The following is a 16,111-nucleotide window of genomic DNA, read 5'->3' on the forward strand; positions in this document are numbered from 1 at the left end:
CCGCTGCATTCCGATGCCGACATCGAACAACTGGTCGCAGCACTCCATTCCCTCTGGTCACGATGCGCGCTCGCAAGGCAGGTCGCATAAGGGCGATCGGCTTCACCGAATAAGACGAGCCAGCACTCGAGACTTGTTCCCTGCTTCGGATTCGTCACCAGACCATCGGGACCAGTGGCTTGTCTCGACGTTGCGGTTGCACCGCTACACCGGGCGGAAAGAAGGACCGGTCCGCCCTCAGGCGGCCTTTTCGTTGACTGCAACCAGTTCGGCTGCAAGTCTGCGAGCTTCGGCGTCGGCCGCAAAGACGTCATCCATCGAGTGCGCGCCGCCCGTGCCGGCCATCCTGTCCATAACGGCTTCGACAATATCGGCCATTTGCAGGAAGCCGATCCTTTCGTCGACGAAGGCATGAAAGGCTACTTCCTCAGCAGCGTTCATGATTGCCCCTTGCAAGCCGCCTCGCTCCAATGCCGTGCGCGCGAGCCTGAGAGCGGGGAAACGACGTTCGTCCGGCGCTTCGAAGTCCAGACGGGAAAGCTTTGCGAAATCCAGGCGCTCGACATTCAGCTTCGGCCGGTGCGGATACTCCAACGCATAACCGATCGCCGTTCGCATATCCGGGCTGCCGAGTTGGGCGATGATGGATCCATCGGTATAACCGACCATCGAATGGACGATGGATTGCGGATGCACGACCACCTCGATCTGGTCCGGGCAGACGCTGAAAAGGTGCTTAGCCTCGATCATCTCCAAGGCCTTGTTGAACATCGAGGCGCTGCCGATGGAGATTTTCAACCCCATCGACCAGTTCGGATGGGCGCGTGCGGTTGCCGCAGTCACATTCGCCATCTCGGCGCGCGACCATGTGCGGAAAGGCCCGCCCGATGCTGTCAGGATGATCCGTTCGACGGCGTGCCGCTGATTTTCGTCAAGCGACTGGAAAATGGCACTGTGCTCGCTATCGACCGGGATCAACAGCCCGCCGCCGTTGAGTACTGCTTCGACGAAGAGATCGCCTGCTGAAACAAGGCACTCCTTGTTTGCCAGCGCGATCACCGCACCCTTGCCCGCTGCCGCCAGTGTCGGCGCCAGCCCCGCCGTGCCGACGATGGCGGCCATGACCCAGTCCGCTTCGATGTCGGCGGCTTCCGCCAGTCCTTGAGCGCCGGCCGCGACCGCAATGCCGCTGCCCGAGAGCTCGGCCTTCAGCAATCTGTATTTGCTGTCGTTTGCCGTGACTGCTAGCCGCGCGCCGGTCGACCTTGCCTGCTGCGCAAGGAGCTCAACATTCTCATTTCCGGTCACCACGGAAATTTCATAGCTCTCACGGCCGCCCAGCTGCTGGATGACATCGAGCGTATTTTGTCCGATCGAGCCCGTTGAACCAAAGATGCTGAGGCGCCGCGGCGCGTTTGTGCCGGTCGTCATGCGGGTTTTTTGCCGAAAATTTGCCATTAGCCTCTGGCTCTACAAGGCTTTGAAATGGGCGGCAAGTGTGCAGTGCAGCACTTTTCTGCCGTTGAGGGGTTTACACGATCAGCTTCGGATGTAATTTTGTAACGGTTCTGCGGGATTTAGCTCCGCGGTTGGTCTGCGGTCGCCTACGATTGATGCTGCGCCGCATGGCAAACGGCATCAGATGCCGGGCCAGTTCATACATCGGGAGGAGTTGAAGGGATGCGCGAAAGCGCATCAGCGGGTATTTGCGCCTCGCGTGCTGAGTGCGATTGGATTTGATGACGACGTTGAAGAAAATACTATTGTCGGGGGCATGCCTTCTGGGGCCACTTCCCGCCAAGGCGGACAATCTCCTGATCTGGGCGCCGGTGCGGGTTTCCGAGCAGTCCTACAAGGCGACGATGGGCTTTCGCCTTCCATTCGAATGGGAAACGAGCGCCGGCGCCGACCTGGCGCTCGCATCGACCGATGGCGAAGCCATCCAGCCCGGCTCCGGACAGGCGACCTTTTGGGGAAAAATCACAAAGGCGCGCGTCACGCCGGCAGGCAGGGCGCAAGAGGATGCAAGCCTCCGGATCGATACGTTGCGCGGCAGTGGTTCGCTCATGCTGAGCCGCTCGCGCAGTTTTATTCTCTCTGACTCGCTCGATCTGCAGACAAGCCGCGCTGTCAGCCTCGGCTACGCTCCCGTCGAAACACGTCAGACGTCGGTGACGGCAACCCAGGCGCTGAAACTGATCTATCCCTGGACGGGAACGTCAATTTCGGCAGGAAGCAGCTTGACCGATTTCGGCAAGGACTTTTCGACTTCGGTCGGCGTCAGCCAGGCTGTTCTTCCGAACCTCAATCTCAATGCTTCGGTCACTGATCCGCTTTCGCCGGGACGTTCAGCCAGCGTCAATGTCAACTACCGGGTAAGCTGGTAGGCGATCCCAAGATCGAGGTTGCAACAAAGCCGGATGCCTTTGCGTTTCTCCGCAATCCAACAGGAGGAACGATCATGGTATTCAAGAAGGCTACATTCCACGGGAGGCAGCCTGAAATCGAAGCAGTATCGATGGATCATGCATCGCTTGAAAGGGCAGTGGCTGGCGCGCTTGCGACAGCTGGCGGCATTGACGCTTCGGACGTCGAGGTCACCGCCGATGGCGACGACGTCGTACTTACCGGCACGGTTGGTACTGCCGATGAAATCGAACGCGCGACGGCCGTGGCCCGTGGCGTTCAGGGCGTAGCTTCGGTTCGAAACCGGATACTGGTTGGTTGAATGCAGCTCAGCCGGCAAAGCGCTCGCTAAGGAATACCGCGCCGTTGTCGGCACCGCCAGCGCGGTCGGTCTTTTCTGTTGTGACTGGGCCGGACGACTGATGAGCGACTGCAAGCAACAGGCCACTGATTGCGACGTAAGCAATTGCAAGGATAGTCATCTTTGTACGCATGACGAAACACTCCCTGTTTTGCCCTCAACGCCAACCCTGTTTCAAAGTTCCCAAAGACGATATCGAGTGCCAATTTGCTCGCTGTCGCTTTTCCGCCACGTGTCGAAAGAAAAAGGAAGCCGACCCACGCCGATTTGGGCTGCGCCTTCGAAATGTCCGTTTGCGATGTGAGCAGTGTTGGTTGTCCGCACCATGCAACCAAGGCGCGGCGCCAAGACATGCAGATAGGTGAAGTCAGCTTGGATCATTCTTCGACGACACACGTTATGTGTTTCAGAGTTGGTTCTTCGCTGGCTGAACACTAATGCCATCGCCATTTTAGTAAGGAGACCATGATGAAAAAGTCCATTGCGATGATAGTTGCCGCAGCATCACTGGCTCAAGCCTGCGTGACGGCTGCAAGTGCAGCAGACACGATTCGGCGCTACCAAGAGCCGGACGTACGCGGTGGAGTAAAGATTGGCCTCCTGACATGCGATGTCGGTGGCGGCCTCGGTTACGTGCTGGGCTCAGCAAAGGAAGCCGACTGCGTTTTCACTTCAAGTGTTGGTCAGGAGATTTCCGATCACTATACCGGCGACATCAGGAAACTTGGTGTGGATCTCGGCTTCACGACGCGCAGCCGCCTCATTTGGGCCGTCTTCGCGCCGACTGCCGGTTATCACCGCGGCTCGCTCGGTGGCCTTTATGTCGGCGCCGTGGCTGAAGCCACGCTTGGCGCCGGTGTCGGTGCGAATGTCCTGGTCGGTGGTACCGCGGGATCGATCCATCTCCAGCCTCTCAGCGTAACAGGCCAGCTTGGTCTCAATATTGCAGCAGCCGGGGCGTCGATGACGCTCACCCCTGCTTGACAGCTTTCGTTACGCCCCTTTCAACAAGGGGCGTAACCTCGGATGAGGAATTTGATGTTTGAGTCGGCAAATATAGCAAAAGTGTCCGCTGGAGCATGCAAGGCTCGCGGTCCCGGGCTGCTTATGCCGGTTCGTGGGAAGATCAAAATCGTAAGCGCAACGGTTCAAGCGTGGAAACTTTCGGTTTTCCGCGCGCGGGAATCAGTAGCAGCGGCATTAGAAGCCCTTTGCGGCCTCATGTCACGTCCTGAAATGTGCTGATATCGCACTGGCGCCTTACGAATTAGGATATAGTATAGTTAGTTTGATTGGAGCCAAAAACCACCGGTGGATGCACACTTTTGTGCATTGCCATAGACGGCGGACGGGTGTCCAATCAATTCACGAAACATATTGATTCTCAACGAAATGTTGTTTCCATTGCGGTGGTACGGCTATTTCGGGAGCCTGTGGCATAAACCTTGAATGGAGGGCCCATGCTGAATGAATCCGTGTTCGATGCGTTTACGCGTAACTACGAAACGCGACGCGAAACTGAGATGTCCATCGCAGAATACTTGGCGCTCTGCAAACAGGAGCCGCTTGCCTATGCCAACGCGACGGAGCGTCTCCTTGCGGCGATAGGCGAACCGGAAGTATTGGACACCGCCAAGGATCTGCGCCTGGGCAGGGTCTTCATGAACAGGACGATCCGGACATATCCTGCCTTCGCTGGGTTCTACGGGATGGAAGAGACGATCGAGCGGATCGTTTCGTTCTTCACCCATGCCGCCCAGGGGCTCGAGGAACGCAAGCAGATTCTTTATCTCCTCGGTCCGGTGGGCGGCGGCAAGTCCTCGCTAGCTGAACGCTTGAAGCAGTTGATGGAAGTCCATCCGATCTTTGTGCTGAAGGCGGGCGAGGAGGTCAGTCCGGTCTTTGAAAGTCCGCTCAGCCTCTTTGATCCAGCCACGATGGGGTCGCTGCTCCTTGAGGAATACGGTATTCCGACGCGGCGGTTGACCGGGCTAATGAGCCCTTGGTGCCTGAAGCGGCTTGACGAATTCGGCGGCGATATTTCCAAATTTCGCGTCGTGCGAATGCAGCCTTCGCGATTGCGCCAGATCGCGATCGCCAAGACCGAGCCGGGCGACGAGAACAACCAGGATATTTCTTCGCTGGCGGGCAAGGTCGATATCCGCAAGCTTGAGACCTATTCCCAGAACGATCCTGACGCCTACAGCTATTCAGGCGCGCTCAATCGCGCCAACCAGGGGCTGCTGGAATTCGTCGAGATGTTCAAGGCGCCGATCAAGATGCTGCATCCCCTTCTGACCGCGACTCAGGAGGGGAACTACATTGGTACCGAAAATATCGGCGCCATTCCTTTTTCCGGCATTGTTCTTGCGCATTCCAACGAGGCCGAATGGCAGAGCTTCAAGGCGAACAAGAACAATGAGGCTTTCATCGACCGCATCTGCGTCATCAAGGTGCCGTATTGCCTCCGGGTCACCGAGGAGCAGAAGATCTACGAGAAACTGATCGAAGGATCGGAACTCGCGGATGCTCCTTGTGCACCGGGGACGCTCAAAATGCTGGCGCGCTTTTCGGTGCTCTCGCGCTTGCGAAAGCATGAAAACTCGACATACTTTTCCAAGATGCGCACCTATGATGGCGAAAGCCTGAAGGAAACCGATCCGCGCGCCCGTAGCGTCCAGGAATATCGGGATGCGGGCGGCGTTGACGAGGGAATGGACGGAATATCGACACGTTTCGCCTTCAAAGTGCTCGCTTCGACCTTTAATCATCATACGAGCGAAGTGGGGGCCGATCCGGTTCATCTGATGTACGTTCTGGAACAGGCGATCCGCCGTGAGCAGTTTCCTGACGAGACCGAGAAACGCTACATGGAATTCATCAAGGCCGAGCTCGCGCCGCGCTATGCGGAGTTTATCGGCAACGAGATTCAGAAAGCCTATCTGGAATCTTATGCCGATTACGGACAGAACCTTTTCGATCGCTACGTGGACTATGCCGATGCCTGGATCGAGGATGTGGACTTCAAGGATCCGGACACCGGCCAGCTTCTCGACAGGGAACTGCTCAATCAGGAGCTGACGAAGATTGAAAAGCCGGCGGGTATCGCCAACCCGAAGGATTTCCGCAACGAGATCGTCAAGTTCTGCTTGCGATCGCGGGCAAACAACGGCGGGAAAAACCCGTCTTGGACAAGCTATGAAAAGATCAGGGAGGTGATCGAAAAACGCATGTTCTCACAAGTCGAGGACCTGCTGCCAGTTATTTCGTTTGGCACCAAGAAGGACGGCGAAGCCGAAAAGAAACACAGTGAATTCGTTTCGCGCATGACCTCGCGCGGCTACACCGAAAGACAGGTTCGGCGCCTAGTGGAATGGTACATGCGCGTTAAGCAGGCAAGTTAACGCTCACGCGGGAGCTATCATGCACATTGTCGACCGCCGGCTGAATCCGCGCGGTAAAAGCTTAGAGAATCGTCAACGGTTTCTTCGGCGCGCGAAAAGCGCCGTGCAGCAGGCGGTGAAACGTTCTCTGCAAAGCCGTAATATTCGGGATGTGCTCGACGGTGGCGAAATCACACTGCCGATTGACGGCCTGACGGAGCCGGGATTCCGCCGGGGCGAGGGTGGCATCAGCGATCAAATCCTGCCCGGAAACAGAGCTTTCGTCGAGGGGGACATCATCCCTCGGCCGCCTGGCAGGAGCGGTGGCAGGCCGAAGGAGGCAGGTGAAGGCGACGGGGAGGATGGTTTCCGTTTCGTGCTGACGCGCGAGGAGTTCCTCGACGTCTTTCTTGATGATCTGGAATTGCCCGATCTTGCCAAGCGCCGGCTGACGGAAACCGAGGAAGAAAGCCCCGTGCGAGCTGGTTATTCGGTGTCCGGTTCACCGTCCAACATAGCTGTCGGGCGCACGACGCGGATGGCGATGATGCGACGTATCGCGCTTCGCCGCCCGCGCATCCAGGAGATGGAGGAACTTCGGCGCGAGATCGGGGAATGCGAAGACGACGAGAAGCGCCGGGATCTTGAGGCCAAGCTCAACGCGTTGACGGAAAAAAGCCGGCGCATTCCCTATATAGATCCGCTCGATGTGCGCTATCGCCGCTTCGAAAGCGAGCCGAAACCGGTGGCGAAAGCCGTCATGTTCTGCCTGATGGACGTCTCCGGCTCCATGTCGGAGCATATGAAGGATCTTGCCAAGCGGTTCTACCTTCTGCTCTACCTTTTCCTGTCGCAGCGCTACAAGAAGGTCGAAATCGTCTTCATCCGCCATACGGACAAGGCCGAGGAAGTGGACGAGGAAACCTTCTTCTATGGCCCGGCCACAGGCGGTACGCTGGTATCAAGCGCACTTGCGGCGATGCGCGCGATAGTCGCGGCCCGGTTCGATCCGGCTGAGTGGAACATCTATGCCGCCCAGGCTTCCGATGGCGACAACTCCTATTCGGACGGCACCACGACAGGGCAACTGCTGCGTCATGAGATTTTGCCCCTATGCCAGTATTTCGCCTATATCGAGGTCGGCGAGGAAGACAACGACTCCTCCGTATCCCGCTCACCGCTCTGGACGCTCTATGAAGGGATCCGCGCCGAGCAGGTGCCCCTGTCCATGCGCAAGGTGTGCCGACGGAACGAGATATTCCCGGTCTTCCACGATCTCTTCCAGAAACGCGATGCACAATCGAAGGTTGCCCCATGACGACCACGGCGATGTCAAAGGAGCGGTTGCTTTTTAACGGCGCCGACTGGGATTTTCCAACGCTCCAGCGTGTCCATGACGCCTGCGAGGAGATCGCGCTCGGCGAGCTCGGCCTGGATGTCTACCCCAATCAGATCGAGGTCATCACATCGGAACAGATGCTCGATGCCTACTCATCGACCGGAATGCCGCTCTTTTATCGCCATTGGTCCTTCGGCAAGCATTTTGCCCATCACGAGGCATTCTACCGGCGCGGCATGCGCGACCTTGCCTATGAAATCGTCATCAACAGTTCGCCCTGCATCTCCTACCTGATGGAGGAAAACTCGGCGACGATGCAGACCTTGGTCATCGCACACGCCGCCTTCGGACATAATCACTTCTTCAAGAACAACTATCTCTTCCAGCTCTGGACGGATGCTGATGGCATTCTCGACTATCTCAATTTCGCAAAGAGCTACATCGCCCGCTGCGAGGAGCGCTATGGCGAGGTCGAGGTCGAGCGGACGCTCGATGCCGCGCACGCGCTGATGTCGCACGGCGTACATCGGCACGCCGGCAAGACGAAGGTCGACCTTCGCGACGAGGAGCGGCGGGAGCAGGAGCGCCGCGTCCACGAAGAGCAGGTGTTCAACGATCTTTGGCGCACTGTTCCCACCGGCAAGAAGCGCACCGCAGCCGATGTCGGCCTGGAGAAGCGGCGCCTCGCGCTTGGCCTTCCACAGGACAATATCCTCTACTTCCTCGAAAAATCAGCGCCATTGCTGCAGCCATGGCAGCGTGAGATCTTGCGGATCGTCCGCCATGTCGCGCAGTATTTTCATCCGCAGCGTCAGACCAAGGTGATGAACGAGGGTACGGCTACCTACGTCCACTACCGGATCATGAACAGACTTCACGAGCGCGGGCAGATCAGTGACGGAAACTTCCTCGAATTTTTGAAATCACATGCCAATGTCGTCTTCCAGCCCAACTACGACGATCGTCGTTTCTCGGGCTTCAATCCCTATGCGCTGGGTTTTGCGATGATGCAAGATATCGAGCGGATCGTGACGGCACCGACGGAGGAGGACAGGGCGTGGTTCCCGGACATTGCCGGACAAGGCGATGCAATGTCGGTGCTGCGTAACATCTGGGCCGATTATCGCGACGAGAGTTTCATCAATCAGTTCCTGAGCCCCAACCTGATTCGCCAGTTGCGCCTTTTCCATCTTTACGACGATCCGGAGCAGGAAGAAGGAATCCTGGTTTCGGCAATTCACGACGAACGCGGCTATCGGCGCATCCGCCGCCAGCTTTCCCGCGAATACGACATCGGCTGGATTGACCCGGGAATAGACATCGTCGATGTCGATCTTGCCGGTGACCGCCGCCTTCTCTTGCGCCACAACGTCACGAACGATTGGTTTCTTCAGGAAGCCGATACGAAGCTCGTCCTGCAGCATCTCGCCAATCTTTGGGGCTATGACGTCTTGCTTCAGGAAGTCGACAGTTCAAATGAAGTGGTAAAGGAACACGCTGCCAGCCCTCACAAGCCCATTCAGTGAGGCGCTGTCGGCATCAGGGCTTCCGCGGAATGTCTTGGTGATCCAGCGTGGCGGGCCCGGTGCTTAGATTCTGTCTTCAATCCTCAGCAGGCGTAGTGGGCTGATCCGGTGGTCGGACTGACTATCACAAGCGCTTCAGAAACATACGCTTTCACCAGACCGCCACGCCCAGGGCGGCCCTGGCTTGTTACCGCAGAGAGTCTAGCGGTTGTTTCTGCGGCCGAGGTCGGCCGCACCCGTCTTCCTCCAGGTTAGGAACGAGTACAATGGGCCCAACTCCTCAGTTCGTATCTCATGTCCCCCAGAATGGTAGCATGCCTCTACGCGAGCCTTCTGTGCCGCGAAATAGTCAACCAGTCGCTCTGTCAGCGGGAGGGGGCAGATCGGGTCGTGTTGGCCAGCGGTAATGAGGACTGAGCGCTCTCTCAACTGTGGGTTATCTGCGGGGATCCAAGGGATGAGCGGATGGAGCAGGGCGGCTCGATCAAAAAGCTGTGGCTCTCTGAACAGAACTGACGCAAGGATGTTTGCTCCGTTTGAATAACCAAGCCCGTATATTTCCCTCCCCGGATTTTCTGCCTTGTGGGCAGCAATGAAACCGATCATCTTTTCTGTTCGTCTCGCCAGATCCTGCATGTCGTAGGAGCCTTCGCTCGTTCGGCGAAAGAAGCGCAAAGTCTCAAACTCCGGGACGTCCCCACGCGGGGAAATCAGCCCCGCGTCCGGCAAAATTTGCCCGACCAGCTCAGCGAATTGATATTCGTCTCCACCCGTGCCGTGAAATGCGAAGACGATGGGCGCGTTGCCTCGCGGCGCTCTTACGAGCGCCTGATAGGATGAGATCGTCATGGTAGTATTCTCCCTCGGGCTGGACCCGAATTGCCGCGGCTTTAAGCCGGTTAGTCCCTGATAGGCTCGAGATGCCGTGAGATCTGGTCGCGATAAGGCTCGTAGCGCGTGGGAAGCTTCAGGGCTTCACCGAGGTGCGCGGTGTCTTCATCGCGGTCAAATCCCGGCTCGTTGGTCGCGATTTCGAACAGCACGCCGCCGGGCGTGCGGAAGTAGATCGCCCAGAAGTAGTCGCGATCTATAACAGGCGTGACCTGATAGCCGGTGTCGATCAGGGACTTGCGAACTTCGAGCTGAGCTGCCCGATCCTCCACGGCGAAGGCGATGTGATGTACCGATCCGGCGCCGATGCGGGCGAGAACGGCCGCGGGGGCGATATCCAGGTCGATGATGTCGGCACCGTTGCCACCGCTAACGGTGTAGCGCGACCAATCGCCTTTGCGATCCACCTCCTGGTAACCCATGAAGCTGAGCAGTTCCCGCGTCGCGCCCGGATCCCTAAGGCGCAGACTTGCGCCGCGGAAACCCTTGATAGCCTTGTCCGCGTCGATCTCTACGCTCGCCCAGCCGGGGCGAGCATCACCATCGACTTCGACCAGCGAAAAGGCATCGCCGTCGGGACCCTTGAAGCGAAGGCACTTTTCACCGCCGAGTTCGTGCTCCGACAGCCCCGTGACGGCGTGCGAGACGAGTCGTTCCCTCCAGTAGCCGAGCGCGTCCTTAGCGACGGCGAAAGCGGTCTCGCCGACTTCGCCGGCACCCTGACGTCCCTTGGCGATATGGGGAAACGGGAAATAGGTCATCACCGAGCCCGGCGTGCCGATCTCGTCGCCGTAATAAAGGTGATACACCTCAGGGTCATCGAAATTCACTGTCTTCTTTACGCGGCGCAGGCCGAGCGTCTTGGTGAAGAAGTCGCTGTTCTCCTGGGCGCTGGCGGCCATCGAGGTGACGTGATGAAGGCCTTTGATCTGTGTGAGCATGGCAGATTTCTCTCCGGGGCTAGCGTCTATCGGTTGATCTGGAGACAAAATCGGTCAGGTCTTAACGGAAGTGAATAGCAATAATATTGACAATATTGCTGCAAAAACTGCAATAAAAGGGCCATGGGTGATCTCAGCGATATCCGAGTATTCCTGGCTGTAGCGCAGCAGCGCAGCTTCACGGCGGCGGCGCGACAGTTATCGATGACACCGCCGACGGTGACCCGCGCCGTCAGTGCGCTGGAGGAGAGTCTGGGAGTGCAGCTCCTGCTGCGCACCACACGTCAGGTCTCTCTGACGTCCGCCGGTGCCGTCTACGCGGCGCGCGTAGAGCCACTGATCAGGCAGTTCGACCAAGTGAGGGAGGAAATTCGCGACGAGCATGGGGACGTGGCCGGGCTGATCCGCATCAACGCGCCGCTATCGCTCGGTCAACAGCTCCTGCCGGACATCGTCTTAGGGTTTCGGGCCGAATATCCGCAGGTGAGCGTTTCGCTATCCCTGACGGATCGGTTCATCGACATCCTTTCCGAGCGGTTCGATCTCGCATTGAGGGTTTCGGAGACGCCGCGCGACAAGTCGACAATATGGCGCAAAGTGTGTCGCGTGCGGCGCATCCTTGTCGCCTCCCCAGGCTATCTCGCCGCTTTCGGAACACCCGAAAGTCCCGATGACCTCCATCGACATACCTGTATCGCGTACGACGAGGAGGCGATCGCCGAGAGCTGGGAGCTGACGCACGCCGGGCGGACACGAAAGGCATTGGCCGGGAAAGTATTGGCGGCGAACAACGGCGAGCTTATCGCCAGACTTGTCGAAGACGGACAAGGCGTAGCCCTGCTGCCGCATTTCATTGTGGACGACGCGCTTGCGCGGGGCGTGCTAAAGCAGGTTCTTGCTGAGTGGGAGCCTCCCGAGCTCTGGCTGACATTATACTATCCGCCGTACGAGAAACTGCCAATGCGCGTCGCAAGATTCTCGGACTTCTTCGAGCGATACGTGACTCATACACGCCCCCTGTGAAACGCGGGCGAACGCCGGTCAATTTTTCCCGTAAAAGGTGCCTTATCCGGCAAAAGGCGAGCAGATATTACAAGAAATTGAACGCGCTCGCGGGCATTCTTTCTTTGAATCGAACATGAAGGGTCTATATGGGAACCCTTCTGGTGTCGATATATTTCGGCCCGCTCGCGGCCGGACCTCTTGCAGCAGAATAGCAAATTTAACTGGAGGCGCGGATGAGGACGGGAACGGAAGAGGGCGTCGGCGCTCATTTTGGGTTGCCGGATGCTCCGTGTCTCCCGGCTCGGCCGGTTCGGGACGCCGGATTTTCCGTGACGCGCCTGGAGTGGCGGAGCAACGGGGATGCCAACCGCCTGGTTTCCTTGCCGCCGGCCGAAGCCTACTTTCTGATGCTGTACATCAAGGACGCGTCGCATTGCGACGTTGCTCCCGATGGCACCGAGAGCGAGACTCGCCGCTTCCGGCAAGGTTCCATTTGCCTCGTCGATCTTGCCCATGGCGCCTGCATCCGGTTGGTCAGCGATCTCGATTCCCTCGCCTTCCAACTGCCGCGAGAACTTCTTCGGGAAATTGCCGAGTTCTCCACCGCCCCAAAAGCAATCAGGCTCAGATGCCGGCGGGGTGAGGAAGATGATGTCATGCGCAATCTAGGAGGGGCTCTTTTGCCGTTGTTCGATCGGCAAGGAAACTCCCACACTCCGCTCTTACAGCACATTGCCATCGCCATCGGTGCCCACCTGCTTCACGTTTATGGCGACCATGGCGGTGGGGGGGAGGCCCATTCAACGCAGCTTACGGTTTGGCAGGAAAAGTCAGCCAAGGACTTCATGATCGACCATTTTGCAGATCAATTCCCAATGGGGGCAGCAGCTTCGGCGGCTGGTGTTTCCCTCCGTCGCTTTATCGAAGGCTTCAAGGGAGTGACGGGCCAGACGCCGCAACAGTGGCTTGTGCGTTATCGAACAGCACGTGCCAAGGAGTATCTCGGCGAGCGTTCCTTGACACTCGGGGAGATCGCCAACCGGTGCGGCTTCGTTGACGAGGATCATTTTACCAAGGCTTTCCGTCGGGTGACGGGTACGACCCCGGCAGCATGGCGGGGGCGTTGGCTGCATTGATTGCGTGCGATGAGGCCGGTCCTGGGACTATTGCGCAGTCGCTCCGCCGTCCGATCCTGGGCTATTGCAGCATTCGAAACAGCGCCGAACGGTCGTACCTAGCCAGATATTCGGAGAAACGCCGATGGAACTGCATGAGGGGTTGAGCGGCATAACTCGCGGGCCGTGGCCCATCGTCAAGTCGATTGCTTCTGGCGATATAACCGTAACGAGGATCTATTCCGAACGTCCCGATCTGGATGCGGCGGCCATTCCGTGCGCGCAAGCATTCGGCGTCACCGTTCAATTACGTGACTTCGCCTCCCATAGGCTGTGGCGAGCTGGCGAGTTGGTGTTTGAGGGCCGCCGTCCCAGGGCTTCGCTTGCGATAACCGATCTTCGGTATCAATGGCAAAGTCATCAACTCTCGCCGTTCGACAACATCCGCTTCGATATTCCATTTGCCCGGCTGCGCGCCTTTTCGGAAGAGGTTGGGCGCAGCGCATACGCAGCGCTATCTTGCGTTGAGGGCCGTATCGATCCGGTGATGCACGGGCTTGCGCAGGCATTGCTGCCATCGCTCGACAACCCGCAACAGGCCAATCCACTGTTCCTCGAGCAGATCAATCTCGCCATGCTGACACATCTCAGTCAGACCTATGGCGGTCTGCACTTCCCGATAGGCAGGAAGGGCACCCTGGCGCCCTGGCAGGAAAGACTGGCTACCGAATTTCTGGCTGCGAATTTCAACGAGCCGTTCTCGGTCGGGGATCTGGCATCTCGCTGCGAACTGTCGCGGAGCTATTTCAATAAAGCTTTCAAGGAGAGCTTTGGGCGCACCCCTTCGAAATGGCTCACCGAGTACCGGGTCGCGCGGGTCAAAGAGCTGTTGTTGCAGGACCTGTCTATTGCGGAGGTCGCGATCAGTTGCGGTTTCGCAGATCAGAGCCACATGACCAGGGTCTTCACAAGTCTGACGGGAGACACACCGGCACGCTTCAGACGAAAGAACAAGCCTTCCAACGTAGCTTTCGGTCCACTTGGTGACTGATCCCGATCATTGGCTCAAATCGTTCAAAACGCGTGAGTTTCGTTCAAGAACGTTACCCCGGCCGCGGCGATGATGCGGCCATTCATCGCGACTCGGCGCACCTGCGTGAAGTTGCCCCTTCGAACAGGGATCCTCGCGTCGGCTCGGTCCTGTGCCGCGATTGTAGTCGAAGAGGTTTCGCTTCAGGTAAGCTCAACGTACGGGACCAAGGCATGACGGACGTCTCTTCCATGGCAGCAATCAAGAGACATGACAATCTCGGTTGTTCCATGGACAGACTCGACGACGACCGAGCGATCGAGGGCCGCAACATGACGTTCTATCGCAAGAGGTCGGCGGCGCCGCCAGACAGGGTCACGACACCAGCGACCGGGCGCGGGTATCTGCTCGGTCTTTCCGCAGCAGGTGGACACCGGCGCCGGATCTTCAAAGAGCATCATTCGTCCGTCCATGAATTCGAGCAAAACGCCGTGTATTTGCGGAATTTTGCAGATGATTATCGCGCTGATCTCAGCGGTTCCTTCGATTTCATGCTGCTCGAAATCGATCACAATGCGCTCCAGCGGATCGCCGATGCGACCGACTTCAGAGGGGTCAGTGAATTGCGGTCCTTTGCCGGGCACCCCGATCCGGTGCTCGGCGGCATGCTCGGCGCCCTGTTTGCCACAGTGGATGGGAGCGCGGACAGGAGCACCTTGTTTGTTGACCAGCTCTCGGTCGCAATCGGAGTTCACGTTGTTCAGCAATATGGTAACGGTCGAGGCGGTGGGGCCGCCAGCGGACGGCGGCTCTCCTCACATTGCCAGGCCAAGATCAAGGATCTCGTGCGGAGCCAATTGAATGGCGACCTGACCGTCGAACAGCTCGCTTCGGCCTGCAATCTGTCGCAGGCGACATTTCTTCGGGCCTTCCGAGAAACCATGGGAAAAACCCCGCATCGGTGGTTGCAGCAACAGCGCATCGAAAAGGCGGTTGATTTGCTGCAGTTCTCACAAACCCCGTTGAGCGAGATCGCTCGCGTCTGCGGCTTCGTCGACCAAAGCCATTTCACCCGTTCGTTCGTACGGGCCATGGGCATTGCCCCCCGAGCCTGGAGACGAAGCCGGCAGTCCTGAGCAAGGCCCGACAACAAAGAGCAGATCCGATCAACGAGCCTTGCGGGAAGGGTCAAGAGCCCTCGCAACCGTACGGTTGAAGCGTGTCTCGGTCGCTCAACGTCGGCATGTAAACGCGCACCGGCTTCAGTCTCAGCGGCGATCAAAAAGTACAAAAGTCCGTCGTTGGCTTCAAGAAACGCGCGGTCATCCCCGGCACAGTAGCGAACATCGGCAACCAAAAGAAAGAGGCTAGTTCCATGACGCTGAACGCAACACCGACCCCCGGCAACCTTCTCGTCTCGCCCAAGGACCACGCACTGATCATGATCGACTTTCAATCACAAATGTCGTTTGCGACAAAGTCGATCGACGCTGTGCAACTGCGCAACAATGCGGCGCTGGTCGCCAATGCGGCTGCCGGCTTCAAGGTCCCCACGATCCTGACGACGGTCGCGGAAAAGAGCTTCTCCGGCCCCATGTTCGCCGAGATCACCGATGCCTTCTCCGGACAGGCGCTTCTCGACCGCACCTCCATGAACACCTGGGAAGATGCGGCCGTAATCGAAGAGGTTAATCGCATCGGTAAGAAGCGCCTCGTCTTCTGCGGTCTGTGGACCTCCGTCTGCATCGTCGGTCCGACCCTGTCGGCGCTCGATCAAGGCTTCGAGGTCTATGTGATTGCCGACGCTTGTGGCGACGTGTCCGACGAGGCGCACGAGCGCGCAATGGACCGCATGGTGCAGGCCGGCGTCCGGCCTATGACGGCGCTCCAGTACATGCTCGAGCTGCAGCGCGACTGGGCGCGCACCGAGACCTACGACATGACCACCGGCATCGCCAAGAGGTTCGGTGGCGCCTATGGCCTCGGCATCATCTACGCCAAGACCATGTTCGGCGCTTCCGAAGGCCACTGACATCCACTGGATGATCCGTCCAGCATCGCTCCGGCCGCGTGCTCGCGGTCGGAGTGGCGACCGCAAACCGTAAGAAAGGGAA

The 16,111-nt window shown here is 58.3% G+C and carries 15 protein-coding genes; 11 read left to right on the forward strand and 4 right to left on the reverse strand.

Annotated elements, in window-relative coordinates; all coding sequences use genetic code 11:
• Window positions 1-237: 237 nt before the first annotated feature.
• The gene (dxr, locus tag EV130_RS28210; RefSeq protein ID WP_074062736.1) at window positions 238-1,431 is read right to left on the reverse strand and encodes a 1-deoxy-D-xylulose-5-phosphate reductoisomerase; all 1,194 of its coding nucleotides are present in this window, start codon (window positions 1,429-1,431) and stop codon (window positions 238-240) included.
• 308 nt (window positions 1,432-1,739) lie between these two features.
• On the opposite strand from dxr, the gene EV130_RS28215 reads away from it, so the two are divergent.
• Both EV130_RS28215 and EV130_RS28220 read left to right on the forward strand, forming a co-directional pair.
• A complete protein-coding gene (locus EV130_RS28215) occupies window positions 1,740-2,387 on the forward strand; it encodes a hypothetical protein (protein ID WP_074062735.1) in 648 nt (215 codons plus the stop codon).
• Window positions 2,388-2,461: 74 nt separating this feature from the next.
• A complete protein-coding gene (locus tag EV130_RS28220; RefSeq protein WP_074062734.1) occupies window positions 2,462-2,728 on the forward strand; it encodes a BON domain-containing protein in 267 nt (88 codons plus the stop codon).
• Between the two features lie 7 nt (window positions 2,729-2,735).
• Here EV130_RS28220 and EV130_RS32755 read toward each other — a convergent pair whose 3' ends face one another.
• Entirely contained in the window at window positions 2,736-2,900 is a 165-nt protein-coding gene (locus EV130_RS32755) for a hypothetical protein (protein WP_165918583.1), read from the reverse strand.
• A 335-nt stretch (window positions 2,901-3,235) separates the two neighbouring features.
• Between EV130_RS32755 and EV130_RS28225 the strand changes: the two genes are divergently transcribed.
• The 4 genes from EV130_RS28225 (at window position 3,236) to EV130_RS28240 (ending at window position 9,015) form a co-directional block, all read left to right on the forward strand.
• A complete protein-coding gene (locus EV130_RS28225) occupies window positions 3,236-3,751 on the forward strand; it encodes a DUF992 domain-containing protein (protein ID WP_074062732.1) in 516 nt (171 codons plus the stop codon).
• A gap of 476 nt (window positions 3,752-4,227) precedes the next feature.
• On the forward strand, window positions 4,228-6,171 hold the full coding sequence (locus tag EV130_RS28230; RefSeq protein ID WP_074062731.1) for a PrkA family serine protein kinase: 1,944 nt from the start codon (window positions 4,228-4,230) through the stop codon (window positions 6,169-6,171).
• A 19-nt stretch (window positions 6,172-6,190) separates the two neighbouring features.
• Window positions 6,191-7,468, forward strand: coding sequence for a YeaH/YhbH family protein (locus EV130_RS28235; protein ID WP_074062730.1), 1,278 nt, complete (start codon window positions 6,191-6,193; stop codon window positions 7,466-7,468).
• Window positions 7,465-9,015 (forward strand): SpoVR family protein, encoded by a 1,551-nt coding sequence (locus tag EV130_RS28240; protein ID WP_074062729.1) that lies wholly within the window; start codon window positions 7,465-7,467, stop codon window positions 9,013-9,015. Before EV130_RS28235 ends, EV130_RS28240 begins: the two co-directional genes overlap by 4 nt.
• A gap of 201 nt (window positions 9,016-9,216) precedes the next feature.
• Here EV130_RS28240 and EV130_RS28245 read toward each other — a convergent pair whose 3' ends face one another.
• Window positions 9,217-9,864 carry an alpha/beta hydrolase gene (locus EV130_RS28245; RefSeq protein WP_074062728.1) on the reverse strand — a complete coding sequence of 216 codons (648 nt, stop codon included), beginning with the start codon at window positions 9,862-9,864 and terminating at the stop codon, window positions 9,217-9,219.
• A 50-nt stretch (window positions 9,865-9,914) separates the two neighbouring features.
• On the reverse strand, window positions 9,915-10,847 hold the full coding sequence (locus EV130_RS28250; RefSeq protein WP_074062727.1) for a VOC family protein: 933 nt from the start codon (window positions 10,845-10,847) through the stop codon (window positions 9,915-9,917).
• A gap of 123 nt (window positions 10,848-10,970) precedes the next feature.
• Between EV130_RS28250 and EV130_RS28255 the strand changes: the two genes are divergently transcribed.
• The 5 genes from EV130_RS28255 to EV130_RS28275 all read left to right on the forward strand — a co-directional run bounded on the left by EV130_RS28255 (window position 10,971) and on the right by EV130_RS28275 (window position 16,029).
• On the forward strand, window positions 10,971-11,870 hold the full coding sequence (locus EV130_RS28255; RefSeq protein WP_074062726.1) for a LysR family transcriptional regulator: 900 nt from the start codon (window positions 10,971-10,973) through the stop codon (window positions 11,868-11,870).
• 215 nt (window positions 11,871-12,085) lie between these two features.
• Window positions 12,086-12,988, forward strand: coding sequence for a helix-turn-helix domain-containing protein (locus EV130_RS28260; RefSeq protein ID WP_074062725.1), 903 nt, complete (start codon window positions 12,086-12,088; stop codon window positions 12,986-12,988).
• Window positions 12,989-13,112: 124 nt separating this feature from the next.
• A complete protein-coding gene (locus EV130_RS28265) occupies window positions 13,113-14,018 on the forward strand; it encodes a helix-turn-helix domain-containing protein (protein ID WP_074062724.1) in 906 nt (301 codons plus the stop codon).
• Between the two features lie 212 nt (window positions 14,019-14,230).
• Window positions 14,231-15,133 (forward strand): AraC family transcriptional regulator, encoded by a 903-nt coding sequence (locus EV130_RS34080; RefSeq protein WP_074062723.1) that lies wholly within the window; start codon window positions 14,231-14,233, stop codon window positions 15,131-15,133.
• A gap of 245 nt (window positions 15,134-15,378) precedes the next feature.
• The gene (locus EV130_RS28275; RefSeq protein WP_074063360.1) at window positions 15,379-16,029 is read left to right on the forward strand and encodes a hydrolase; all 651 of its coding nucleotides are present in this window, start codon (window positions 15,379-15,381) and stop codon (window positions 16,027-16,029) included.
• Window positions 16,030-16,111 lie beyond the last annotated feature (82 nt).

The organism is Rhizobium azibense (genome assembly GCF_004342325.1).
Taxonomy (GTDB): domain Bacteria; phylum Pseudomonadota; class Alphaproteobacteria; order Rhizobiales; family Rhizobiaceae; genus Rhizobium; species Rhizobium etli_B.

Bases quoted from the DNA above. Each gene is read 5' to 3' on its own strand.
- dxr (WP_074062736.1), bottom strand. From the start codon at position 1,431: ATGACGACCGGCACAAACGCGCCGCGGCGCCTCAGCATCTTTGGTTCA.
- EV130_RS28215 (WP_074062735.1), top strand. From the start codon at position 1,740: ATGACGACGTTGAAGAAAATACTATTGTCGGGGGCATGCCTTCTGGGG.
- EV130_RS28220 (WP_074062734.1), top strand. From the start codon at position 2,462: ATGGTATTCAAGAAGGCTACATTCCACGGGAGGCAGCCTGAAATCGAA.
- EV130_RS32755 (WP_165918583.1), bottom strand. From the start codon at position 2,900: ATGCGTACAAAGATGACTATCCTTGCAATTGCTTACGTCGCAATCAGT.
- EV130_RS28225 (WP_074062732.1), top strand. From the start codon at position 3,236: ATGAAAAAGTCCATTGCGATGATAGTTGCCGCAGCATCACTGGCTCAA.
- EV130_RS28230 (WP_074062731.1), top strand. From the start codon at position 4,228: ATGCTGAATGAATCCGTGTTCGATGCGTTTACGCGTAACTACGAAACG.
- EV130_RS28235 (WP_074062730.1), top strand. From the start codon at position 6,191: ATGCACATTGTCGACCGCCGGCTGAATCCGCGCGGTAAAAGCTTAGAG.
- EV130_RS28240 (WP_074062729.1), top strand. From the start codon at position 7,465: ATGACGACCACGGCGATGTCAAAGGAGCGGTTGCTTTTTAACGGCGCC.
- EV130_RS28245 (WP_074062728.1), bottom strand. From the start codon at position 9,864: ATGACGATCTCATCCTATCAGGCGCTCGTAAGAGCGCCGCGAGGCAAC.
- EV130_RS28250 (WP_074062727.1), bottom strand. From the start codon at position 10,847: ATGCTCACACAGATCAAAGGCCTTCATCACGTCACCTCGATGGCCGCC.
- EV130_RS28255 (WP_074062726.1), top strand. From the start codon at position 10,971: ATGGGTGATCTCAGCGATATCCGAGTATTCCTGGCTGTAGCGCAGCAG.
- EV130_RS28260 (WP_074062725.1), top strand. From the start codon at position 12,086: ATGAGGACGGGAACGGAAGAGGGCGTCGGCGCTCATTTTGGGTTGCCG.
- EV130_RS28265 (WP_074062724.1), top strand. From the start codon at position 13,113: ATGGAACTGCATGAGGGGTTGAGCGGCATAACTCGCGGGCCGTGGCCC.
- EV130_RS34080 (WP_074062723.1), top strand. From the start codon at position 14,231: ATGACGGACGTCTCTTCCATGGCAGCAATCAAGAGACATGACAATCTC.